26 protein-coding genes and 1 riboswitch are annotated in these 23,355 nt (G+C 36.5%); of the genes, 19 read left to right on the plus strand and 7 right to left on the minus strand.

Annotated elements, in window-relative coordinates:
* Positions 1 to 39 precede the first annotated feature (39 nt).
* The 9 genes from JOC76_RS02300 (at position 40) to JOC76_RS02340 (ending at position 9,533) form a co-directional block, all read left to right on the plus strand.
* On the plus strand, positions 40 to 2,316 hold the full coding sequence (locus tag JOC76_RS02300; protein WP_205175783.1) for a ribonucleoside-diphosphate reductase subunit alpha: 2,277 nt from the start codon (positions 40 to 42) through the stop codon (positions 2,314 to 2,316).
* Between the two features lie 21 nt (positions 2,317 to 2,337).
* Positions 2,338 to 3,381, plus strand: a complete 1,044-nt coding sequence (locus tag JOC76_RS02305; RefSeq protein WP_205175785.1) for a ribonucleotide-diphosphate reductase subunit beta — start codon at positions 2,338 to 2,340, stop codon at positions 3,379 to 3,381.
* Between the two features lies 1 nt (position 3,382).
* The gene (locus JOC76_RS02310; RefSeq protein WP_205175786.1) at positions 3,383 to 3,853 is read left to right on the plus strand and encodes a flavodoxin domain-containing protein; all 471 of its coding nucleotides are present in this window, start codon (positions 3,383 to 3,385) and stop codon (positions 3,851 to 3,853) included.
* 77 nt (positions 3,854 to 3,930) lie between these two features.
* Positions 3,931 to 3,990, plus strand: a riboswitch (Fluoride riboswitch).
* Positions 3,991 to 4,030: 40 nt separating this feature from the next.
* Entirely contained in the window at positions 4,031 to 4,444 is a 414-nt protein-coding gene (crcB, locus tag JOC76_RS02315; RefSeq protein ID WP_205175787.1) for a fluoride efflux transporter CrcB, read from the plus strand.
* Complete coding sequence (gene crcB, locus JOC76_RS02320) at positions 4,441 to 4,809, plus strand: fluoride efflux transporter CrcB (RefSeq protein WP_205175788.1); 369 nt, start codon at positions 4,441 to 4,443, stop codon at positions 4,807 to 4,809. The genes crcB (JOC76_RS02315) and crcB (JOC76_RS02320) overlap by 4 nt, the downstream gene beginning before the upstream one ends.
* 192 nt (positions 4,810 to 5,001) lie before the next feature.
* Positions 5,002 to 5,238, plus strand: coding sequence for a hypothetical protein (locus JOC76_RS02325; protein ID WP_205175789.1), 237 nt, complete (start codon positions 5,002 to 5,004; stop codon positions 5,236 to 5,238).
* Positions 5,239 to 5,304: 66 nt separating this feature from the next.
* The gene (locus tag JOC76_RS02330) at positions 5,305 to 7,470 is read left to right on the plus strand and encodes a transglycosylase domain-containing protein (RefSeq protein WP_205175790.1); all 2,166 of its coding nucleotides are present in this window, start codon (positions 5,305 to 5,307) and stop codon (positions 7,468 to 7,470) included.
* 642 nt (positions 7,471 to 8,112) lie between these two features.
* Positions 8,113 to 9,048, plus strand: coding sequence for an HPr(Ser) kinase/phosphatase (gene hprK / locus JOC76_RS02335; protein WP_239557503.1), 936 nt, complete (start codon positions 8,113 to 8,115; stop codon positions 9,046 to 9,048).
* Between the two features lie 209 nt (positions 9,049 to 9,257).
* Entirely contained in the window at positions 9,258 to 9,533 is a 276-nt protein-coding gene (locus JOC76_RS02340) for a cupin domain-containing protein (protein WP_205175791.1), read from the plus strand.
* Between the two features lie 183 nt (positions 9,534 to 9,716).
* Here JOC76_RS02340 and JOC76_RS02345 read toward each other — a convergent pair whose 3' ends face one another.
* Complete coding sequence (locus JOC76_RS02345) at positions 9,717 to 10,868, minus strand: MFS transporter (RefSeq protein ID WP_205175792.1); 1,152 nt, start codon at positions 10,866 to 10,868, stop codon at positions 9,717 to 9,719.
* A 145-nt stretch (positions 10,869 to 11,013) separates the two neighbouring features.
* Positions 11,014 to 11,655, minus strand: a complete 642-nt coding sequence (locus JOC76_RS02350) for a GntR family transcriptional regulator (RefSeq protein ID WP_205175793.1) — start codon at positions 11,653 to 11,655, stop codon at positions 11,014 to 11,016.
* A 331-nt stretch (positions 11,656 to 11,986) separates the two neighbouring features.
* On the opposite strand from JOC76_RS02350, the gene JOC76_RS02355 reads away from it, so the two are divergent.
* The 6 genes from JOC76_RS02355 to JOC76_RS02380 all read left to right on the plus strand — a co-directional run bounded on the left by JOC76_RS02355 (position 11,987) and on the right by JOC76_RS02380 (position 16,956).
* A complete protein-coding gene (locus JOC76_RS02355; RefSeq protein ID WP_205175795.1) occupies positions 11,987 to 13,342 on the plus strand; it encodes an MFS transporter in 1,356 nt (451 codons plus the stop codon).
* Positions 13,343 to 13,451: 109 nt separating this feature from the next.
* Positions 13,452 to 14,414 (plus strand): VOC family protein, encoded by a 963-nt coding sequence (locus JOC76_RS02360; RefSeq protein ID WP_205175796.1) that lies wholly within the window; start codon positions 13,452 to 13,454, stop codon positions 14,412 to 14,414.
* Positions 14,415 to 14,587: 173 nt separating this feature from the next.
* A complete protein-coding gene (locus JOC76_RS02365; RefSeq protein WP_205175797.1) occupies positions 14,588 to 15,319 on the plus strand; it encodes a PIG-L deacetylase family protein in 732 nt (243 codons plus the stop codon).
* Positions 15,319 to 16,026: a 4-carboxy-4-hydroxy-2-oxoadipate aldolase/oxaloacetate decarboxylase gene (locus JOC76_RS02370; RefSeq protein ID WP_205175798.1), complete on the plus strand. Its 708-nt coding sequence runs from the start codon at positions 15,319 to 15,321 to the stop codon at positions 16,024 to 16,026. The genes JOC76_RS02365 and JOC76_RS02370 overlap by 1 nt, the downstream gene beginning before the upstream one ends.
* Before the next feature lie 29 nt (positions 16,027 to 16,055).
* A complete protein-coding gene (locus JOC76_RS02375; protein WP_205175799.1) occupies positions 16,056 to 16,436 on the plus strand; it encodes a RidA family protein in 381 nt (126 codons plus the stop codon).
* Positions 16,437 to 16,635: 199 nt separating this feature from the next.
* Entirely contained in the window at positions 16,636 to 16,956 is a 321-nt protein-coding gene (locus JOC76_RS02380) for a BC1872 family protein (protein ID WP_205175800.1), read from the plus strand.
* Positions 16,957 to 17,040: 84 nt separating this feature from the next.
* Here JOC76_RS02380 and JOC76_RS02385 read toward each other — a convergent pair whose 3' ends face one another.
* A complete protein-coding gene (locus tag JOC76_RS02385; RefSeq protein WP_205175801.1) occupies positions 17,041 to 17,244 on the minus strand; it encodes a YwbE family protein in 204 nt (67 codons plus the stop codon).
* The gene (locus tag JOC76_RS02390; protein ID WP_205175802.1) at positions 17,244 to 17,438 is read right to left on the minus strand and encodes a hypothetical protein; all 195 of its coding nucleotides are present in this window, start codon (positions 17,436 to 17,438) and stop codon (positions 17,244 to 17,246) included. The genes JOC76_RS02385 and JOC76_RS02390 overlap by 1 nt, the downstream gene beginning before the upstream one ends.
* A gap of 154 nt (positions 17,439 to 17,592) precedes the next feature.
* Between JOC76_RS02390 and JOC76_RS02395 the strand changes: the two genes are divergently transcribed.
* Positions 17,593 to 18,150: a GNAT family N-acetyltransferase gene (locus tag JOC76_RS02395; protein ID WP_205175804.1), complete on the plus strand. Its 558-nt coding sequence runs from the start codon at positions 17,593 to 17,595 to the stop codon at positions 18,148 to 18,150.
* Between the two features lie 209 nt (positions 18,151 to 18,359).
* On the opposite strand, the gene JOC76_RS02400 is transcribed toward JOC76_RS02395, so the two are convergent.
* The 3 genes from JOC76_RS02400 to JOC76_RS02410 form a co-directional block, all read right to left on the minus strand.
* A complete protein-coding gene (locus JOC76_RS02400; protein WP_205175806.1) occupies positions 18,360 to 19,787 on the minus strand; it encodes a Na+/H+ antiporter NhaC family protein in 1,428 nt (475 codons plus the stop codon).
* A 130-nt stretch (positions 19,788 to 19,917) separates the two neighbouring features.
* On the minus strand, positions 19,918 to 20,067 hold the full coding sequence (locus tag JOC76_RS02405; RefSeq protein ID WP_205175808.1) for a type II toxin-antitoxin system antitoxin: 150 nt from the start codon (positions 20,065 to 20,067) through the stop codon (positions 19,918 to 19,920).
* 13 nt (positions 20,068 to 20,080) lie between these two features.
* A complete protein-coding gene (locus JOC76_RS02410) occupies positions 20,081 to 20,938 on the minus strand; it encodes an SPFH domain-containing protein (RefSeq protein WP_205175810.1) in 858 nt (285 codons plus the stop codon).
* A 171-nt stretch (positions 20,939 to 21,109) separates the two neighbouring features.
* Between JOC76_RS02410 and JOC76_RS02415 the strand changes: the two genes are divergently transcribed.
* The 3 genes from JOC76_RS02415 (at position 21,110) to JOC76_RS02425 (ending at position 23,273) form a co-directional block, all read left to right on the plus strand.
* Complete coding sequence (locus tag JOC76_RS02415; RefSeq protein WP_205175812.1) at positions 21,110 to 21,661, plus strand: YfiT family bacillithiol transferase; 552 nt, start codon at positions 21,110 to 21,112, stop codon at positions 21,659 to 21,661.
* Positions 21,648 to 21,977, plus strand: coding sequence for a hypothetical protein (locus JOC76_RS02420; RefSeq protein ID WP_205175813.1), 330 nt, complete (start codon positions 21,648 to 21,650; stop codon positions 21,975 to 21,977). Before JOC76_RS02415 ends, JOC76_RS02420 begins: the two co-directional genes overlap by 14 nt.
* A 126-nt stretch (positions 21,978 to 22,103) precedes the next feature.
* The gene (locus JOC76_RS02425; protein ID WP_205175814.1) at positions 22,104 to 23,273 is read left to right on the plus strand and encodes a DUF3800 domain-containing protein; all 1,170 of its coding nucleotides are present in this window, start codon (positions 22,104 to 22,106) and stop codon (positions 23,271 to 23,273) included.
* The last annotated feature ends 82 nt before the right edge of the window (positions 23,274 to 23,355 follow it).

The following is a 23,355-nucleotide window of genomic DNA, read 5'->3' on the forward strand; positions in this document are numbered from 1 at the left end:
AACGAAAGAATGTTAAGTCACATAAAAGGAGTAATTTACATGTCTGTTAAAAATCATCCAGAAATGGATACTGTATTAAAAGCCATTCAAAGGGCAAATGAAAAATATAAACTCGACACAACCCAGCTTTTCCAAAACTTATCCGAAATAGAGGAATCTTTGCGCTATGAACAATCACTCCTTTATGCCTTAAATCAAATCTCCATGGCAGACCCAAACTGGACCTTTCTTGCGGCAAACCTTTACTTAAATGAACTATATCAAAAAGCTGCAAAGAATAGAGGATATCTGCAAGAGGATCGATACGGTGATTTTTATACACTACTTACATATTTAACGAATATTGGAATCTACTCAAAAGATTTATTGAATGACTACACCAAAGACGAAATAGACAGCTTGGGGGCAGAAATCGATCCCGATAAGGACTATTTGTTCAATTACATTGGATTATTTTTACTAGCCGATCGTTACTTAGCAGGAGACTACGCAGGAAATGTTTACGAATTACCTCAAGAACGTTTTATGATCATTGCTATGACCTTAATGAAAAACGAACCAAAAACGAAACGCTTAGAATATATAAAAGAAGCCTACTGGGCATTAAGCAACTTGTATATGACTGTTGCGACACCCACACTTTCAAATGCGGGAAAAAGCTTCGGACAGCTCTCTTCCTGCTTTATTGATACCGTCGACGATTCATTGGATGGAATTTATTTAAACAATTGGGATATTGCTCGATTAAGTAAAGATGGTGGCGGCATTGGCATTTATCTTGGAAAAGTACGAGCCTTAGGTTCTGATATCAAAAAATTCAAAGGAAATTCATCCGGTGTGGTGCCGTGGATTCGGCTGATCAATGATACGGCCGTTAGCGTAGATCAACTTGGTCAGAGACAAGGTGCGATTGCCGTATATTTAGATGTTTTCCATAAAGATATGATGAATGGCTTTTTAGATTTGAAAACCAACAATGGGGACGAAAGACGTAAGGCCCATGATATTTTTACTGGAGTGTCCATTCCTGATTTGTTTATGATGAAGCTTGAAGAAGCGGATGAGAACGGTCGAAGTGTAGGAGAATGGCATACTTTTTGTCCTCATCAAGTGAAACAAATCATGGGGTGGAAGGATGATAGCGGGACACTACTTGGTTTAGAGGATTTCTATGATGAGGAAGATAAAAAGTTTTTCTCCGAAAAATACGAAGAAGCTGTAAGAAACCCTTTACTTCCTAGAAAAACGTATCGAGCGATGGATATCATGGCAAGGATCATGATTTCTCAACTAGAAACAGGTACGCCATATATGTTTTATCGCGATGAAGTCAATCGCCAAAATCCTAATAAACATGTACGAGGAATCGGTCGAACGTCCATTTATTGCAGTAATTTGTGTACGGAGATTGCCCAAAACATGTCGGCAACCACCATTGTCAAAGAATACAGAGACGAAGACGGAAATATTGTGATTGTGCGTAAACCTGGGGAATTTGTTGTTTGTAATCTATCCTCTATTAATCTGGCAAAATCAAAGCATGTGTTAGAACGGCTTATACCTATTCAGGTCAGAATGCTGGATAACGTCATTGATTTGAATACCATTTCTGTTGGTCAGGCGGAAGTGACCAATAAAAAATATCGTGCCGTTGGCTTGGGAACGTTTGGATGGCATCATCTTTTAGCATTGGAAGGGATTTATTGGGAATCGGATGAGGCTGTTTCTATTGCCGATCAATTATATGAAGATATAGCCTACTATACGATTCGCTCTTCAATGGAATTAGCAAAAGAGAAGGGACATTATAGTAAGTTTGTAGATTCAGAATGGCAAACGGGGAGATATTTTGAGCGAAAAGGTTATACAAGTGAACGATGGAATCAGTTAAGAGTGGCTGTTTCCAAATTTGGAGTCAGAAATGGCTGGATGATGGCGATTGCTCCTAACTCCTCTACAGCAAAGATTGGCGGTTCGACAGATGGAATCGATCCTTTATATGCAGTTGAATATGCCGAAGAAAAGAAGAATTTTAAATTTAAAGTAACGGCACCAGATTTGGATCACCATACCTATACCTATTATCGCCGTACCAGACATGAATTGAATCAGAACTGGAGTATTCGCCAAAATGCTGCACGCCAACGGCATATAGACCAATCAATTAGCTTTAATCTCTACGTTCGTCACGATATTAAAGCGAAGGACTTGTTAAATCTGCATATGGAAGCATGGAAGCAAGGATTAAAAACAACCTATTATGTTAGAAGTACTTCGCAATCAGAGATAGAAGAATGTGAAGCATGTCATAGTTAGAAAAGAGGAGGAACAAACAATATGATTCATACACCATTAACCAAAATTAAATTGTTAAACCCGGAATATCCAAACAAATCAACCGGCATCATCAATGGCGAGTCTTCGGGTCTATTAAATTGGAATGATATTGCCTATCCCAAAATGTACGATTTGTATCAAACGCTGCTTGCCAACTTTTGGAAGGCACAAGAAATTAATATGCAGGACGATATTAAACAATGGGATATTCTCACTGAAACAGAACAAGATGTTTTCCTGAGGATAAACACACAGCTAGCTTCTCTTGATAGTTTGCAAACACCGACGATGAGTCAGGTCATGGATTATGTGACAGATCCCAGCTTCAAAGCAATCTTTGCGGTTATTTCACAGCAAGAAGCTGTTCATAACGAGTCCTATTCTTATATCCTAAGCTCACTAGTTCCAATTGCTGAACAAAATGAACGGTTTAATCAAGCGAAAAATGATCCCATTGTTAGGAAAAGAAATCAATTAATTTTGGATGCTTACGAGCATTTTAGAAACGATCCTACACCGCAATCATTATTTCAATTAGCCGTCAATTCTATTAATCTAGAAGGCATCTATTTTTACGCAGGATTTGCGTTTTTCTATCACTTAGCACGGCAGCAAAAAATGTTGAAAACGAGTACGATGATTAGTTACATTCAACGCGATGAGATGCAGCATGCTTACTTTATTGCTCAATTCATCCGGATTCTATTAACCGAAAATCCTGCATTACATACAAATGAAAATATTAACTATGTGTATCAGACTATCAGCAAAGCGGTTGAACTTGAAAAGGAATGGGCTCATTATATTTTAGCGGATATTAAGGGCATTGATTTAGAGGAATTTGAAAATTATGTTGAGTACCTAGCGAACAAGCGGTTAAGACAATTAGGGTTGAAAAACCTTTATGCTGAAAAAATAAATCCGATGCCCTGGATTCAAGTGTTTGGCGATGAAATGATGAATGAGACGAAATCCGATTTCTTTGAACAAAAATCAAGAACCTATTCAAAAGTTTCCCAGTCTAATGGGTTTGATGAGTTGTAAAATGAAAATCGCCATTGTATATTCGTCAGTTACCGGAAATACGCGAGAGTTAGCCGATGTGATTTATCGAAACTTTCTTGGCCATTCAGTAGATGTGATGATTTATAAAATTGAAGATTTTCGGTCTTCTTCTTTAAACCATTTTGATGCGGTGGCGGTTGGGACCTATACATGGGGAGATGGGGAAATACCAAGAGAAATGTGGAAACTCTATCATGCTTTTGAAAGTTTGGGAAATAAAGATTTGGTTACCGCAGTTTTTGGAACAGGTGATAGTTTTTATCCGAAATATTGCGGTGCGGTTGATTTATTTCGCGATATGCTATACGTTCATACTAATTTAGCCGCAACCCTAAAGGTTGAATTATTACCACAAATTCAGGATTTTCAACGTTCTCAACAGTTTGTGAAATCCATATTACAACGACATTACGATATTGGAAAAAATTCAAATTTGAAGTACAAAATCTAACAGAATTTCAATAACTTTAGGGTGAATGGAAGAACCAGTAGCAGTTACATGATTTTTTTGTTAAAATAAACATATTGAATCGAACAGGCGATGGAGTTCTCCATAAATGCTATCAAGCTGATGCCTCCTACCAGAAAAACTGGTAGGAGTCTATTTATTTTTGGGGTGAATAATAAAATGAATTATTTATTAGTAGGGATAGCTGGAATTATTGGAGCTATTTTAAGGTACTTATTAGGTGTTTCTTTTAACCACTGGTGGTTTCATGATTTTCCGTTGGCCACATTTATAACTAATATGCTTGGATGTTTTATATTGGGATGGTTTACACACTTTTTACCTCGGCTTAATTTGCATCCACATTTGATTACTGCATTGGGGACGGGACTGATCGGCGCATTCACGACATTTTCTACTTTTAGTGTCGAAACAGTTCATTTGATAACTATTGATAAATGGGGAACTGCCCTTCTTTATGTTCTGCTTAGTCTTTTCTGTGGGATTCTATTTTCTTGGGGTGGTTATCAAGCAGGAACGAATGGTGGAAAAGATATAAAGGCTAGTTCGAAAAACAGAGGTGAACAAAGATGATCTTTAACATTGCATGGGTAGCCATTGGAGGATTTTTTGGAGCCATCTCCCGTTTTGGACTGAGTACTCTAATTAAAGGAAAGTATCCCACTACTTTTCCATTTGCAACCCTTTTAATTAACCTGCTTGGTTCTTTTTTGCTTGGTATAATAGTGGGGGGAAACTTAGGAAATTCCTTGCGATTGCTTTTAGGTACAGGGTTTATGGGTGCTTTTACAACCTTTTCAACTTTCAAATTGGAAACAATTCAGCTTCATATACAGAGAAAATGGAATGTAATGATTTTATATATAGCGTCCAGTTATTTGTTTGGCATTTTACTTGCATTTTTAGGTATTCACTTTGGGATATTATTGACAAGATAAAAATATTAAAATCGATTGGGATGATCGATTTTTTTTAATATTACACTTCATTCCATAAGTAAAAGAAAATTTCTTTGTAAAATCCCCTCATAAAAAAAAGATTTCATTCGAAGCTCTATATGTAGCTTAAGTAAGGTGGTTAATTAGATAACACTACTTAAACTTTTGAAAAGGGAATAGGGGAGAATAATCTTGAAGGAATTTGTTGTTTGCTATACATTAGAGAATGATATAAAACGAGAAAGAATTATGAAGGAATCTAATACGAAAAAGGATGAAGTTGTACAAGAAATACTAGAAAAAATTGAACAACGAAAATATTTTCTTGCAAAAGACAGTCAAGGGGATTATTGGATTAATAGTTCGTTAATCCGATATATACGAGTTAGTGAAAATAGACGCTCTAAATATAAACTCATCCATATATAGGAACTGTTGAACTGCCTCTAATTGAATCAGCTATGAGTATCCAAAAAGACAGAGGAGAGAAGAAGGATGTCTGAAAAAACCTATCAATCTCGTGAAGAACGAAAACGAGTCGAGAGAGCTAAACAGAATCAACCTATAAGAGAACGAAATCCAAAAAAGGTTTCTTTATTTAAAAAAGTCATGATTGTCTGTTTGGTGCTTGGACTTGTTTCAACTGGAGCAGGAGCAATCACCTTCGCTTCGATGATAAAGAATGTGCCAACATTGGATGCTTCTAAACTAGTAGATCCACTTTCGACGAAATTCTATGATAAAAATGGAAACTTTCTATATGAATATGGGAAGGAAATGCGAACAAAAATCACCTATGATCAGGTTCCAAAAGTACTTGAACATGCGTTTATAGCCACGGAAGATTCCCATTTTTACGAACATCATGGGATCGACATAAAAAGGACTATCAAGGCTATATTGGTTAATTTAACCGGGAATTTCGGATCGCAGGGCGGTAGTACCATAACTCAGCAGGTGATTAAAAATTCATTTCTAACTCCTGAGAAAACATTAACAAGAAAAGTTCAGGAATGGGATTTAGCCTATCAGTTAGAACAAAAATATTCTAAACATGATATTTTAATGATGTATTTAAATAAAATCTACCTTGGAAACCGCTCATATGGAGTGGCGGCTGCAGCGAAGAATTATTATGGAATCGAAGCCGACGAATTGAACAAACTAACGCTCGCACAGGCAGCGATGTTAGCGGGACTGCCACAGAGTCCGAGTAATTATGATCCAACTAAGCCAGAAAACAGAGATGAAGCTACCAAACGCCGGAATATTGTTTTAAGTTCGATGCTTAGAGATGGTTATATTACAAAAAAACAAATGAAGGAAGCAGAAAAAGTTCCAGTAACAGAAGGACTAGTAGAAAAAAGTACTCAACAAAGTATGCCTTATGAAGCATTTTTGGATGCAGTTGTGAAAGAGGTAAAAAGAAAACTAAAGGATGTTGATATCAGCACCGCTGGCTTATCGATTTATACGACATTGGATCCAAAAGCACAGGATTATGCTGATAAAATGATGAATACGAATGAAATTATTGCCTATCCAGATTCAAATTTTCAGGGAGCTTTTGTCTTTTTAGATACAAAGACGGGTGAAGTAAGGGCAATTGGAAGTGGACGAAACGATTATAAAGCACAATTCTTAGGGAATAACTTTGCTGTGGATCTTAATCGACAACCTGGTTCCTCTTTTAAGCCGATTTTTGATTATGGACCAGCGATTGAAAATTTATTATGGTCGACTGCGCATAAGATTAATGACAAGGAAACGTCCTATTCAACAGGTCAGCCTATTTCAAACTGGGATCACCAATATCACGGCATCCTGTCCATCCGCACAGCTTTGCAAAACTCATATAACATTCCAGCTCTTCTCACCCTTCGTGAGGTGGGGCTTAATAAGGCAAAGAGCTTTGCAGAACAACTGGGTATTACATTTAAAAATGACCAAGTATACGAATCATATGCAATTGGAAGTAATACCGTTAGTCCTTTAGAGATGGCAGGGGCCTATAGTGCTTTTGGAAATGGCGGGAACTATAATCAACCGCATTTTGTCACAAAAGTTGTCTTTCCTAATGGCAAAGTCGTTAATTTTACAGAGAAGCCAAAACGTGTGATGCAGGATTACACTGCTTATATGGTAACAGATATGTTACGGACAGTCGTAAATGAAGGGACAGGAAAAACAGCAAATGTTCCAGGTCTAGATGTGGCTGGGAAAACAGGGACAACCAATTTTGATGCAAAGACCCGTGCACAATATGGTTATCCAAGTACTGCAACAAACGACAGCTGGTTTGCTGGCTACACCCCACAATACACAATGGCTGTTTGGACTGGATATGCACAAAATGGACAGGGAAACTATATGGCAGGTAATACAACAAAAATTGCCCAATATATGTTTAAAGTCATGATGGAATCGTTCGGAACGGATTCATCTAGCTTTCAGCAGCCTGACAGCGTGTATAGATACAATAATGAATTGTATATTAAAGGTGGCAGTTCTGCCGAAATCCCAGTAAAACCTAAAACAACCAAACAAAAAGCAACTGCTAAAAAGGTTGAAAATAACAAAAAAGAGAAGAAAGTACCATCTGAGAAGCAGAAAAATCAAAATGAGAAGGGCAAAGCTAAAGGGAAAAATAAGAAGGACTAAGAGGTATGGTAGGATAAAGGTTAAGTTTTAGAAATATGATAATTTAATAAGAATAATAAGGCTGTCTGCTGGCAGCCTTTTTGTTATCGAATAATAAAGATTTATAGAGATATAAAGTAATTGGACCCATTACTTTTGGGAAACTGAAGGCAGGTAGTGAAAAAGAATCTTCAAAAATTCATGATCAAATATACTGACGAATCCCAATGAAAAAAGGATTAAGCCAATAATCCAACAAATAGGTGCGGCTTCTTCGGTCATGTCCTGGTGCCAAAAAAACCATCCTAAAAAAATAAAAAGGATCCCAACGGCTATAACCATTAAAGGTGCTAACAAAGTACATCACCAACCTTTTTTTCATCTTATGATTTTCCAGCTCGTCAGTTTACAATCCATAAACATTTACATTGACTTTACTGAAAACGCATTCTCCGTAAGAAAGTAGAATACTTGTTTAATAATTTAATGGCTATTGTCTATGTTATTATTTTATTTATTCAAATTAATTAAAAGGTTAACCAGTTACTGGTTGACCTTTTCTTTTGATTAATGATTAAATGAAAGGATTAAAGAGTATTTCTTGAAAATAGGTACATTCCTTTTTAAGGATGAAATATAACAAGAATAAGAAAGCGATAACAGATGGAGAGTGCCATAGAAGTGAAGATATTAACAGTTGAAAATATAGTTCGGAAATTTTCTTTGAAAGTGTTGGCTGGAGAAAATAAATTACAACAAACCATTACACAATCACGTTCTCATCGTCCGGGTTTAGAGTTCGTGGGTCACTTTGATTTTTTTCCAACTGAACTTGTTCAAATACTTGGAAAAAAAGAAATTACATATTTGCATAAGTTGAGCATTGAGGAACGACAGTTGCGAATTGGTAATATCGTTAAATACCACCCGCCTTGCTTTATTGTTACGGCTGGACAGGAAGGACTAACGTATTTAACCCAATATTGTGTTGAAGAGGGAATTCCATTGTTATGCACAGCCGAGCCTCAAAGCACTACAGAATTTATTTGGAAACTGGATGCTTATATGATTAAAGCCTTAGCTCCCGAAATTGCCGTTCATGGAGTATGTATCAATGTATATGGGATGGGCATTTTACTTCGAGGAAAATCAGGAATTGGTAAAAGTGAAATTGCACACACCATGATTGGTAGAGGTCATAGACTTGTCGCTGATGATATCGTGGTGTTGAAAAAACTAAGTCCAAGAACGATTCTTGCTACCCATGATGGGAAAACGAAAGAATTTCTAGCACTAAGAAGTGTAGGTTTATTGAATGTCGTCCGCCTATACGGGAGAAAAGCTTTTCAGGATGAAACGAGAATCGCACTCGATATTGAATTGACTAAATGGGAAAAAAATTCGCTTCATAATGAGTTGGATCACGAATCTAAATTTACAGAATATATGGATGTACCTATTCCTCATATTGAGATTCAACTCCAACCTGGTCGTGATGTGGCAGGGTTGATTGAAGCAGCGGCAAACAACTGGCTTCTGAAGCAGGAAGGTTACAGTGCTGCAGAAGAGTTTATGAGACGGCTGGAATCTGATTTTTAGCTTAAAAGCATTTCTTGTGTATAAAGAAAAGATATGGGATTGAGATTCTTTGAATTACATCCCATATCTTTTTTTATTATCATTCAAATCCCTGCTAGTCTATCTCAATGTTTTCCTATATAATAATAAATTTTGTTAATCAATGTTGCTGAATTAAATCCTGAAAAAGGTGACAGAAAAAATCAAGTTGGGAGGTCATTAAGATTGGAGTGCTTTTGCCTATTAAAATTATTTATCACACATCCAATGAAAGAGATTTTGTTCCAAAACATTGGCATGATAGTATTGAAATTTCATATGTTCTTTCAGGAAAAATTGATAAAATTAATGTTGAGGGAATAGAATTCTCTCCTGAAAAAGGTGATATTGTTCTTATAAATTCTAATGCGATCCATTATTTTTGGCTTGATCAAAGTGAATCGCGTAAGGCGGTTACAATACTAATTCCACATGATCTGATAAAAACGAATTATCCAGACATATAACCAAAGTGAATTATTATTTACAGCCCTAAAGAATAATGGTCACACGGCCACAATGTATAAATTAGAAGGCGAAAAACATGGAACTGCTGGTTTCTATAATGAGAAAGTACTGGAATTAGTGCAAATCTTTTTTGACAAGCATCTAAAAGGTTAAAATGAAAACTAGTCATTTTTTCTTATTAATTAATTGGTCCCCGGTGGATTTGACTTCTTTTCAATAAGCGAATATCCGCTAAATAGTAACAAGATGGCATTTGACCAGAATGCAGGGAAAAAACCAAGCAGTGAGCCGACAGATCCAAATAAAATAGGAACAAGAAGCTGAACGGTTTTATTAACCATCAAACGAATCCCCAATACCTCTCCCGTACGCCCTTTAGGCGATCGGTTATAAGCCATATTGATGGATAATGGCTGGCAGCACCCCATCCCTAACCCCAAAATGAAAGAGATAATCATGAGGAAATATGCTTTGTCAAATAAAGGGATTAAAAAGAACGCAACAGCCGATATGGTAAGACAGCCCCCAAGAACGGTTTCTTCCTTAAATTTGCTTAGCATCCACTGCATTAGTAAGCGTGAAAGGATATAAGCAATAGCGTTACAGCTTACAATTATTCCAATGGTGGAAGCGGATAAATCAAGCGTTTTTCCGTAAATGGGGAAGTAAAACTCGTACAGTCCAACACCCGTTAAAATGATTCCACTTGTGATAAAGGTCTTGCGTAAAGAACGTTTTAAAAGAAGTTCAACAAAACTATTTTTCTGGTTACCTTCTTTTTGTATGGTTTTTGGTAAATGAAGAGTGTTAGAAATAAAGAAAAGTCCTGGAACGATAGAAATGCAAGCTAACACCATGTATGTCAAGCTATAGTGGATATGATCGATTGAGAACCCAGTGATTAAAGGGCCTAGGAAATTTGAGATAGAAACTCCAAGGGTATATGTGACAAAATACTTTGACCTGGTTTCTTCTGTACTAAGTGCGCCAATTAAATTTTGAAAGGCGACAATCGTGAAAATTTGACTTAGTCCAAATAATGATTGTGAAATAAGTAGAATAAATAATTGATTTTGAAAAAGGTAAGGTAAGAAGAGGGCAAGTCCTGTGCCAAACATGCCAGCTATTAAGGGTAAACGGAGACCGATTCGATCAGATACTCTTCCGGCATATGCTGCAAAAAGCATCGGAAACAAAGAACTTGCTGCTACAATTAGGCCCAAATATGTTGAATTTGCATGAAGGTTCATGGCGTATAATGTTACTAAAATAGTATTTCCGCGTACACTGGTTTGATAGATAATTGACAAAAATACAACAATATAAAGAATCATACTCTCACGTCCTATTTTCCTTGTTGGTATCCTTTAAACGATATTGTTAAACAATCAAGCCTTACAATCGAGTTTACTCCACACGAAATTTTCTGTCAATAATCCTTCCATAAAAAAAGAGGGGCAATGCCCCTGCACGAAATAGTTAAACTAAAAAAGAGTAATTTTCTACAATCGTTTTCCTCACGTTCGATACATGAAATTTAACCGCGTCTTCTGCCCATTTCCCATCTTTCGATTTAAGGGCATTCAGTATTTTTTGATGTTCTTTAAATGATTCTTGTGTTCTGCCTGGAACCAAAATGGTTTTAATCCGCAATCTTTGTAATTGAGTTTTTATTTTATTGACCATCTCTACTGCTTGTTCGTTTGTTGAGGCTTCGTAAATAATATTGTGGAAAAGAAGATTGCTTTTAGAATATTCATCGAACCGATTGTTGTTTAGGTGTTCTTTCATCCTTTCAACCGTTTCCTCTAATTGAATTAAGTCTGAATCGCTGATATTTATAGCTGCTGTTTTGGCAATTAACCCCTCTAGCACTTCACGTATTTCAAGATAATTAATAATTTCATTCAACGAAAAGGACTTGATCGTTGCGCCCTTATTCTCTTCTAAGGTTACTAAATTCTCCTGCTCTAATTTCAATAAAGCTTTTTTAATAGTATTTCTACTAACTCCAATTAATTCGGAGAGGTCACTTTCAACCAGCTTTTGTGAAGGCATGAATATTCCGTCCATAATTTTTTGCTTTATAAATTGATATGCGACTTCAGTTGGTCTGCTCATCCTAAAACCCCATCTTTATAAGAATTATTAAACAATATTTGTTGGCAAAATGTCTTTTCTATTTATTAGTAATATACAGTTGAGACACATATGGTGTCAACAAACAGTATGTAATCTAAGTCATCATTAGTAAACCAAAATATCACATCCTGTTAAAATTTGTTTGACACTAGTAAACCATTAAATTATAATCAATATTGTTAAACAAAATAGATTAAAAGAGAATGACTTAATGGGTGAAATGAATAATTTTTAAGGGGTGGTGTCTTTTAGGTATACTATGAATTTTAAACTAAAAACGAACTTACTTTTTTTGAAAGGGGATTCAAAAATGTCAAGTAATTCTATTAAAAACATTTTAGATGGAAGTAAATTTAACCGCTTTCATTTAGGGGTATTGCTGTGGTGTCTCTTTTTTGTATCATTTGAAGGCTATGATTTAGTGGTTTATGGCTCTGTTGTACCATTCCTTACAAAAGAATGGAATCTGTCACCAATTCAAGCCGGTGTGATTGGTAGTTATGGTCTTTTCGGAATGATGTTCGGTTCGATTATTCTTAGTTTATTAGCCGATCGATTTGGACGAAAAAGTATTATCATCGTTTCGGTTACCTTCTTTAGCATTTTTACTGCCATTTCAGGTTTTGCAACAGATGAACAGTTATTCTCTTGGTGTCGATTTTTAGCAGGAGTTGGATTCGGGGGTACGTTGCCAACAGTCATCTCCCTTTTGACGGAATATACTCCTAAATCGAGTAAAAACAAAGCCATTACCATTGCCTTGTGTGGAAATCAAGTGGGGGGCATACTGGCACCATTAATAGGGATTTTAGTATTTTCTTCATTGGGCTGGCGTCCCGTTTTATGGTTTTCCGTGATTCCGTTATTATTACTTCCTTTAATCATTAAATACTTACCAGAATCACCTCAATTTCTTATTCGTAAAGGAAAATTCGATACCCTAAAAGCGACGTTAACGAAAATTGATCCTAATTATCAACATCGTATGGACGTTGAACAAACTACTGTATCAGAGCCTCCTTTTGAGCGCACTCCCATTGTAGGTTTGTTTAAAAATAAGTTGGGCTTAAGCACGGCTCTTTTCTGTATTGTTTATTTTATGGGATTATTGATGATTTATGGATTAAATACATGGCTTCCAAAATTGATGCAAAGCGCAGGGTATCCATTAATCTCTAGTTTAGGCTTTGCCATTTTTCTAAATGGGGGAGCATTAATTGGAACGATTATTATTGGCGTGATTGCCGACCGAAAGGGATCGAAAAAATTAATCACAGGATTATATGTAGTTGGTGCAATCTGTCTTGCTCTTCTAGGGATTAAGAGCAATATTGTTCTCCTTTACTTGCTAATCGCGATTGCCGGGGTATGTACAATGGGGAATCAAAGTTTATTAAATGCTTTTGTCTCTCAATATTATCCAAATAATGTCCGCTCAACAGGTGTAGGATTAGCAAATGGAGTAGGAAGGTTAGGTGGTATGTTAGGGCCGACACTTGGAGGAGTCCTTTTATCATTAAATGTTCCAATTGTGTTATGTTTCTTGGTTTTTGCGCTTCCAGGGGTTTTCGCAGCAGTTGCTTTATTCTTAGTAAGGAAAAACGATCAACAGATGGAGACGATTTCGTCTAAAAACCCAAATCTAAACTCTACTAATATTGTATAAGTGAAAAGTAGATAAAAATTTCATTTAAATTGACAGCACTTACAATATTCAAATATAATAGAATTATGATAATTGTTAAACAATATTGATGAATATGAGAGGTGCTATGATGATTAATTATGACAAAGAACTGATTCGAGACATTGCCCATCTTGGGCATGTGGAGTTGTTGACTCCTAAAATTTCAGAAAGTCTAACATTTTTTACAGATATTCTTGGGATGCAAGAAGTAGCACGAAAAGAGAATTCTATTTATATACGTTGTTGGGGCGATTACGAACAATATTCCGTTAAATTAACAGAATCTACGCAGTCTGGAGTAGGTCACACCGCATTCCGGACGGTGAGCCCGCAAGCATTAGAAAGAAGAGTAGCTGAAATTGAAGCAATGGGTTTAGGAATTGGATGGATTGATGGGGATATTGGGCATGGGAAAGCCTATCAATATCGTGGTTTAGATGGCCACCTGATGGAACTATATTATGACTCTTATGAATATCAACCACCTGAACATTTAAGGCCAGCTCTAAAAAATCAACCGCAAAGATATACAGGTCATGGTGTCGCTGTAAAACACCTAGATCACATTAATTACTTGTCTTCAAACCCTGAAGCAGATGGGGATTTCGCAGAAAACGTACTAGGTATGAGGTTAACGGAACAGATTCTCCTAAACAATGGACGTCGTCCGGGTGTCTGGTATAGTCCTAATAATAAATCCTATGAAATGGTTTATACATTAGATGCAACAGGCTCAAGTGGGCGTTTTCATCATATGGCTTTTTCAGTCGAGACAAATGAAGGAATATGGAGAGCGGCGGATTTATTTTTGGAACATGGTGTTTTCATTGAATTTGCTCCAAGTAAACACGCAATTAATCAGACTTATTTTGTATACGTTTACGAGCCAGGTGGCAATCGAATTGAAATCTGTTCGGGTGGATATCATGTTTTAAGACCTGATTGGAAACCGATTACATGGACAGAAGAAGAGCGAGCAAAAGGACAGGCATGGGGCAATAAGACAGTTGCTAGTTTTCATACTTATGGAACTCCTGTTGTAGATGCATAATAAATTGGTTTAAGGTGAGGGAAACCTCACTTTTTTTAAAAAAATTATTCCTTTTTCTGAATTGAGGAAATTTGTTGACACACGATCAATACAGGTCCTATAATACAAATATAAACAATATTGTTAAACAATATTGAATAAGTAATTAAGAAACGTAAATAGGAGGAAGTCATATGATCGACAAAAATACAAATCTATTAATTGTTAGTGCACACGCAGCGGATTTTGTTTGGAGAGGCGGCGGTACCATTGCAAAGTATGCAAAGCATGGGGCCAATGTTTCCCTTGTTATTTTAAGTTATGGAGCAAGAGGGGAATCAAACGATCTTTGGAACATTGAAGGACAAACATTGGAAAATGTAAAAACGCATCGACAAGGTGAAATTGAAGCAGCAGCCAAATGCCTTGGAGTAGAAAACATTGAAATTTGGGATTATCAAGATTACCATATGCAAATCAATGAGGACCGAATGGATCGATTGGTTCGCAAAATTAGAGAAGTAAGGCCACATCATATCCTTACACATGGACCAAGAGATGCCTTTAACCCAGATCATGAAACCGTCTCCAAATTTGTATTTGATGCAAGCGTTTTATCCACTTCTAATGGAGTTAGACTAGAAGGAACAAAAACCGCGAAACAAGCAAGTCTCTTTGGTTTTGAACCGCATCAATCCGAAATTAGTGATTTTAAACCAGAAGTCATTATCGATATAACTGAAACTTATGAACAAAAGCAAGCGGCGATGAATTGTTTCAAAGCTCAGAAACATTTAATCGATTACTATGGAGCAAAGGCACAGCTGCGCGGAAATCATGCCCGCAGATGTTCTGGAAATAATGAATATAAGTTTGCGGAAGCATTTAGCCGTTTCTTCCCTTATGTTGGAGGTGAATTCAACTAATGGAAAAGTATGTGATTAAAAACATTACAAGACCGGATGAGAAAATAATTGAAGAATTTAAGCAGCTGGATGTTTCAACTGTTTACGAAGCACAAGGGAAAATTGGACTTATGAACTATAATCTAAAGCCAATCTTGGATAATACACTTATCTGTGGACCTGCAGTTACTGCTGTTTGCCATGCAGGAGATAACTTAATGATTCACGCAGCTATTGAAGTATGTAAACCAGGTGATGTTTTGGTTATTACGACGGTTGGTGAAGGAGTAGCAGGTATGATTGGGGAATTAATCGTTACTGCCCTAATCAAACGTGGAGTTCAAGGGGTCATTATTGATTCAGGTATTCGTGATGTCGCGCAAATTCGTGAACTAGGATTCCCAATTTGGACAAAGGCAGTATTCTCTCAAGGAACTACTAAGACCAAGGGCGGCTGGGTAAACGCACCAACGGTTTGTGGAGGAGCATCTGTAGATCCAGGGGACTTAATCATGGCCGATGACGATGGAGTAGTTGTGGTTAAAAAAAGAGATCTTCAGTTTGCATTAGAATCATCTAAACAACGTCTTAAAAAAGAAGAAGGAACTAAGGAGAAGATTGCTAGAGGAGAGATCAGCTTAGACTTTTACAATTTAAGACCAACTTTGGATAAAGAACAAGTTGTTTATTATGAAGATGAGGCTGTTTTTAATAAAAGAAATGCCTAGAATTAATTAGAAAGGGAGTGAATCGCAGTATGGCAAAACGTGAAGTTTTACATGTGAAAGGCTCTAACCACCAAAATCCAATCCCGACCGCAGTAAAAATCGGAAATATGGTCTACACTTCAGCCATCATTGGATCGGATCCTGAAACAGGCGAGATGCCTGAAAGAGTTGAAGACGAAGTGGCTAATCTTTTCCATTACATGAGGGAAATCATGGAGCTTGCTGGAGGTACCGTAGACGATATTGCTCATTTAAATGTGTCTGCAACAGATCGGGAGTATAAAAAAATTGTGAATGTTGAATGGCTTAAAATGTTTCCAAATGAGAATGATCGCCCTGCTAGACATACAAGTGTTAAAAATCTAAGGGAAGGGCTTAGAGTTCAAATTGAAATGACAGCTGTTTTGTAACAAATATTCGAAGATAAAGACACACAGTATTCCAAAAGTGGTAATACTGTGTTTTTTTTTTACATCTTCTTATGAATTTATAAAATTTTAAATAAATACTGGTGAATATTGTAGGCGTGTTATATAATACAATTACAAAATAATACTGTTATATAACAATATAGATAAAAACTAAAAATTAGTTAAAGGGGAGAGGAAGATGAAAATTGATGCAATCGCTCGGAGAATCCTTGGTTGGAAGTTAAATAGATGGGATCGTTGGTATGATTACGAAAAGGGGAAATTTATTCACGAGTCCGAGTTTCAGCCTGAGCACAATATCGACCATGCAATGCTGATTGTGGAGCGGTTAGAGGAGCTGGGGTATAGCTATCAAATGAAAGGATTATCAAAAGTTTGCTTTAATGATATTTGTGCGACAGGAGATTCGCTAGCCCAAGCGATTACAAATGCAGCATATGAAATCGTGGAGCGGAATTCCATTATGGACAGCACAAGATTATGGCAGAAGTTATGTTAATTTAACATATGATATTTTTTAAAAACTAAGGAGGCTGATCCAAAAGAGTCGTTATTCAACAACCTTTTGGGTCAGCCTCTTTCATTACTTATCCGTTTTATGAATCACTTGCACACGCCCTACCTGTCCATCTGTCAGGCGAACCTTAATACCATGAGGATGGGTTGCAGATTTAGTGAGAAGATCCTTTACAATTCCCCTGGTAAGTTTTCCAGTTCTTTGATCTGCCTTTAATACGATATCAACCATCATACCCGGCTGCAAATCTGTTCGGTTTCGTCCGTTCATTAGACACCCATTTTTCTACGGGTATTGCTAGGTTTCTTCGTTTGCTGGCTTTTCAATTTTTGTGTTGCTTGATTGCCACTTCCCATAGAGTTACCAGAAGAAGATTGATTCTTTTTGTTTGCAAGTTGCTGTTTCATAAGCTCTTGCAAGCTAACCTTCTTTTTCGCATTTTCGGTTTGATTATTCTCAGTCATTAGAAATTCTCCTTTTGCGGAAATGTATTGTTAGTACAGTATAATCTATTTTTGTTAAATGGGGAAGAAGGTCCAATATTGAAAGGAATATTTAGTGAAAAATATACTAGGATATTATGTTAAGCTTAAGAAACCGATAAAGGAGGGATGAAAAATGATCATTCAAACCAAAGAATTTCTTGTTCGAAATTTATGTTATATTGTAAGGTCTGCAGTGGAGAAGGATTCGAAAAGTTTGTCAAAAGTGAGAGTGCAAATCGATGGTGAAACAGAAAATATGGCGCGGGAACAAGGGGAAGCATACATAGATGAATTAGGTTTTAAACAGATTTTTACCACTGACTCAGAAAGTACAAATAATCTATTTCTAGTCGCGGAAGTTGAAGGAAATATAGTTGGTTTTTCCAGATGTGAGGGAAGTAAATTGAAAAGAAGCGCTCATAAAGTGGAATTTGGTGTATGTGTATTAAAGGAATATTGGGGATATGAAATAGGTAGCAACCTTCTAAGAGAATCGGTTCAATGGGCGGATGCCAATGGCATAAAGAAAGTTACCCTGAATGTTCTGGAAACCAATGACAAAGCCATAAAGCTTTATAAAAAATATGGTTTTGAAGTGGAAGGAGTATTAAAAAAAGACAAACTTCTTTCGGATGGGAATTATTATAATACTATTTTAATGGGCAGGTTTAATGAAGATAGGGAACATTGACCGAAAGATGCGCGGAAGCAAGAAAGTGGTCAACGAAAAGTGGTTACATTGACCGAAGAGCGAGTAAGAATGAAAAGTGATTCCATTGACCGAAGAGTGAATAAGAGAAAGAAAACGGTCAATGAAAAGTGGTTTCATTGACCAAAGTGCAAGCTAGAGCTTAAATCAAGTCAATGAGAAATCATTTCATTGACTCTGTAGCAAAAAAACTAAGTAAAAAACAAGGCACAAACTAAATACAAAACAATCGCAATTCCTGCTCCAATTACAGAAATCTTCAACTTAAACCGGGCGTATTCAACTAGCGGCATATCCAAAATAGATGCCGTAGTAATGGTTGTGTCTCCCAATGGAGAAGTTAACGCACCAAATGCTCCACTGGCAAACACGGCACCGACTGTTAAAGGGATGGATGCTCCTGTGGAAACTGCAAGTGACATGCCTAAAGGCATAAACAACCCCCAAGTTCCCCATGAAGAACCAATAAAGTAGCCAATTAACGAACCCAGGACAAAAATCGTAACTGGGGTCAAAAAGGCTGGCAGAAAGGACCCCAATGTCGAGCTGATAAACTTGGAAAAACCCAGATCTTCTGCAGATAAAGTCAAAGACCAAATGAGGACAAGCAGACTAATGGCCTCCATCATTTGGTTTCCGCCATCATAAAAATGATAAAGGATTTCATGTAAAGGTTGGTGTCTGATGATGTAAAACACAAAGGACAATACAAGGGTAATAAAAACAGCCAACAGCATTACAAAAGTGGCATCCGCCGTGGAAAAAGCATCGAATACGGTTTTAGCGCCTCTTTCGGTGCCGTCTTTCCATAATAGGAATAATGATAACCCTAAAAGTAAGAAGACAGGGAAAATTAAATGCCATGGTTGTGCTTTAACTAAGGATAATTCTTTTTGAATTCCAGCTCGATGAAATTCATTTCCTTCTTCATCCAACATTTCATGATTACGTGGTTGAGATTGTCGTTTCCTACTTGCAGGATTCCAAAAGGTAAATAAAATCCCGATTATTAGCATCACAATTGCGAAAAAATCAAACAAAATACTCAATAGAAATACATGATAAGAAGACATATTTAAATGCAACTTTCTTATATTACCTTCCACCAACGATACCATGAATCCAACAAAGGCGGTTGCAACAGGTAATAGGACAATAACGGATTCTGTGGAAATATCCATCATCATTCCAACCCGCTGTTTTGGAGCGTTAATTTTTTTTATTAGAGATTTAATAACTGGTCCAATCATCATGATTCGAAACATCGGCATCATAAAGGTGAAAGGGAGAGTAAGCCAAATGAGTCCCAGTAAGCCGCGCTCAGTCTTAATTCTCGTCCCAATCCAATCTGAAAAACCTTTAATCCCTCCGGAAATATTCATCATGCCGACCAGACCGCCAAATAAGTAGAGAAACCCTATAATTTTGATGTTGTTCCCATTTGACAGTGTGGTAACGATATAGGAGACCGTTTGATAGGCGCCTTTCAAAATATCGGTTTGAACAATAAAAGCGCCCGCCAGCAAGCCAACGACAAGTCCTGGCAAGATGTTTTTAAGCCATATGGACATGGAAATAACAATCACAAATGGGATCAGAGAAAGCCAAGTATGTTCCAAAGTTTCTTCCTCCGGCAAATTAATCTTTAACTATTTGCTTATTATTGCCAAGGAGGTGGACATTATGATTAATAACAAAAGAAAATCCGCCATTATGCAAGACGGAGGATAGATGATTAATTATGTTGTTTTATTTAATTCTTCCCACTTTTTTAGCAGCTTCTTTTAAGATCACTTCGATTTGCGCATTTACGCTTCGAAGCTCATCTTGTGCCCATTTTTCTAATACCTCATATAATTTTGGATCAATCCGCAGCGGAAATGCTTTTCTTTTACTCATTTATTACACAACCTTAATAAATGGATCCTGTGTTAATGATTGGCTGCGTTCCTTTCTCAGATACGATCGCAACCATTAGATTATTTACCATCTGAGCTTTTTTCTCCTCATCAAGATCCACAATATCTTGTTCAGTCAGTTGGTCAATCGCTGCTTTTACGAGTCCGACTGCACCATCCACAATTACTTTACGGGCCGATAATACAGCTTGTGCTTGTTGCCTTTGAAGCATGGCAGCAGCGATTTCAGAAGAGTAGGCAAGATGCATAATCCTAGCTTCAATCACATCTACACCAGCAACATCCAGTCGTTTTTGTAAGTCAGTAACAAGAACATCAGCGACTTCATCGCTGTTTTGACGAAGAGTTAGTGCATTACCGTTATTTTCATTAGAATCATATGCGTATGTGCTCGCAATATGACGAATACCTGTTTCACTTTGAATATGGATGAAATTTTTATAGTTTTCAACATCATATAATGCTTTTGCAGCATCTCTAACTTTATAGACCACCACAGCGGCAATTTCAATTGGATTGCCATCTAAATCATTTACTTTTAATTTCTCACTATTAAAGTTTGTAACACGAAGGGAAACGCTTCGTTTAAACGTAAATGGAATCGTAGCCCATAATCCTTGATCCCTAATGACACCAAGGTAGGTACCAAAGAATGTCAAAACTTTTGCCTCATTTGGCTGAACAATTGTTAAACTTGTGGCAATAATTAATCCTAATAAAAAAACTAATACACCAGTTATTATTTCAGAAATTGCACCAGTAACAATTAAAAAGATACCAAAACCAATACAGATCAGAGCAATAATAAGAGCTGCAAACCCATTCATCTTAAAAATTGACTTTTCCCTCATCTTGAACCCCTCCCAAAAGGTAAAGTGATATCACTTTTATATCATTATAATCCCTACTTACCAAAAAGTGAATTCTTTTCAAATCAAAGTCTTCTGTTTATTTAATAAAGGATTTAGTGGAAAAATAAAGAATTTATATATTGAAAGAATTCTTTTTCTTGGGGAGGAATTATGATGGACGAAAGGTATCCAATTGGAAAATTCGAATTCAATGGTGAATTAACAAACAATGTAATCAAGACTTGGATTAAAGAGATTGAAGAATTACCAGGACTTTTAAGAGCGGCTGTTAAAAACATGAATATTGAACAACTTAATACGCCATATCGTTCTGGAGGATGGACCGTTCGTCAGGTAGTCCATCACCTCGCAGATAGTCATATGAATGCTTACATTCGTTTTAAATTAGCCCTTACTGAAGAGAATCCTGTTATTAAGCCTTATGATGAAGGTAAATGGGCGGAGCTACCTGATATCAAATTACCAATAAATGTTTCCTTAGATCTCCTCGATTCATTGCATAAACGATTAGTAAAGCTTTTAAATAATTTAAGTCCAAGTGATCTCAAAAAAACATTTATTCATCCTGAAACAGGGGAAGTTTCTGTGGGCAAAAACATCGGACTTTATGCATGGCATGGTCGCCATCATCTTTCCCATATTACATCTGTAAGTAAACGGCAAGAGTGGTCTGGCTGGTGGGAAGGAGTTGGGGGAGAATAAACCGTCACTTAAATTAAAGAACAAAGGAAAGTTTGCCGATAAGAGAACGGTAATTATACAGAGAATAGAATTCAAAGGCACAAAGATAATAATAGAGAGATTAGTAAAAGTAAAAGGAGGTAAAAGTTTGGCACAAGACAACTCTAACTCCAAAAACACAAAAATGGCACCAAAGGCAGACGGCGTTACCCAGCCTTTGATGTCAACGGGGACAACTGAACCAAGTTTTGATTGGGTTCCTAATGAAACTAACACAACGACCGAACCTAAAATCGGCAATACTGTGGTTGGTGAAAAAGAAAGCAAGAACAAGTGAATCTTCTTTTAGGACACTATTCATTAGTGTCCTACTTTTTTGAAAATAGCTTCTTTGAGAAGGTTTCTATGAAATTTTGTTGAACTTGTATATATTGACAAAATTTCATTTCTTGGTGGTGGGAAGATGGAGGAAATCCAATATGCCTTTATAGATGAATTTGGTGATTATAGATTTGATTTTGATAAAGGGAATGGGTCATCCCATTTTATCATTGTGTCTATACTTCTAAAGGAATCGAATAAACAGTATTTAGAATATGAATTGGGGCAAATCAGCCAAAAGTATTTTCAAACAGGAACAATTGATACAAGCATCGTCGACGATGCTCCAACCCAGACCCTGCAGCTTATTAACGATTTGAAAGATCTACCGTTTAGTATCTATGCCTATGTGATTGATAAAAGAAAAATAAGAGAAGACCACGGAATCTTGTTTAAAACACCTTTTTTAAAATATTTAAATCGAAAAATCTATGATGACTTAAATCGAACGTTTGAACAGCTTGATCTTGCATCAGATGAACATGAATCAAAACTATTTCTTAGGGAGTTTAAAAATTATATCCAAACAAGAAGTATTCCAGACTTATTTAATTATTCCACATTCGGGTTCAACCACACTCAATCAGAACTCCTACTTCAGTTAGCAAACCTAGTCACCAAGATTCTTGCAACCGGATATGAACGAAATCTGTATTCTGAGCAATATCGTTCTTTTTCGAAAATCTTCAAAAGCAAAATTGCGGCCATAAATCTATTGCCCCTCGACTACAAAAACTTTCTCTTCGATTATCAGGCAGAGCATGATCGAGCAAAAGATGATGAAATTATCATTAAGCAAGCAGTTAATTTGGCTTATAAATATATAGAAAAGCATCGTAAGAGTGAAGAAGAAGAAGAGCGGCTTCGCCTTGATTTTATAAAGTTTCTGTTATTTAATTTAAAGGAAAATCCAGATGAGTATGTGTATACGGAAGAAATATTAGATAATTTAAATGCGATTCGCGATGTAAAATTAACTCCACATAGCTTTCGGTCCACCATTGTTTCCAAGTTGCGCGATAGGGGGCTGTTAATAGCGAGCAGTAATAAAGGTTATAAATTACCTGTAAGTCTAAACGATTTATATGACTTTGTGAACCTTTCGAGTCTGACCATTCACCCCATGATTCAAAGAATCGCCAAGTGCCGAGATCAAATACTTCTTGCCACCAACAATGAAATCGACATCCTCGAGCAAAAAGAATATGATTACCTAAAAAGAATTATTGATATGGATAAATTAAAAATTTAGTGTAATAGTTTATTTTAATAACAAAAAGGACCTGTTCATCAGTTGAATAGGTCCTTTTACTAATTTATGATAGAAGGGACTA

Origin of the sequence: Neobacillus cucumis, from assembly GCF_016908975.1 — a bacterium.
Lineage (GTDB): Bacteria > Bacillota > Bacilli > Bacillales > Cytobacillaceae > Neobacillus > Neobacillus cucumis.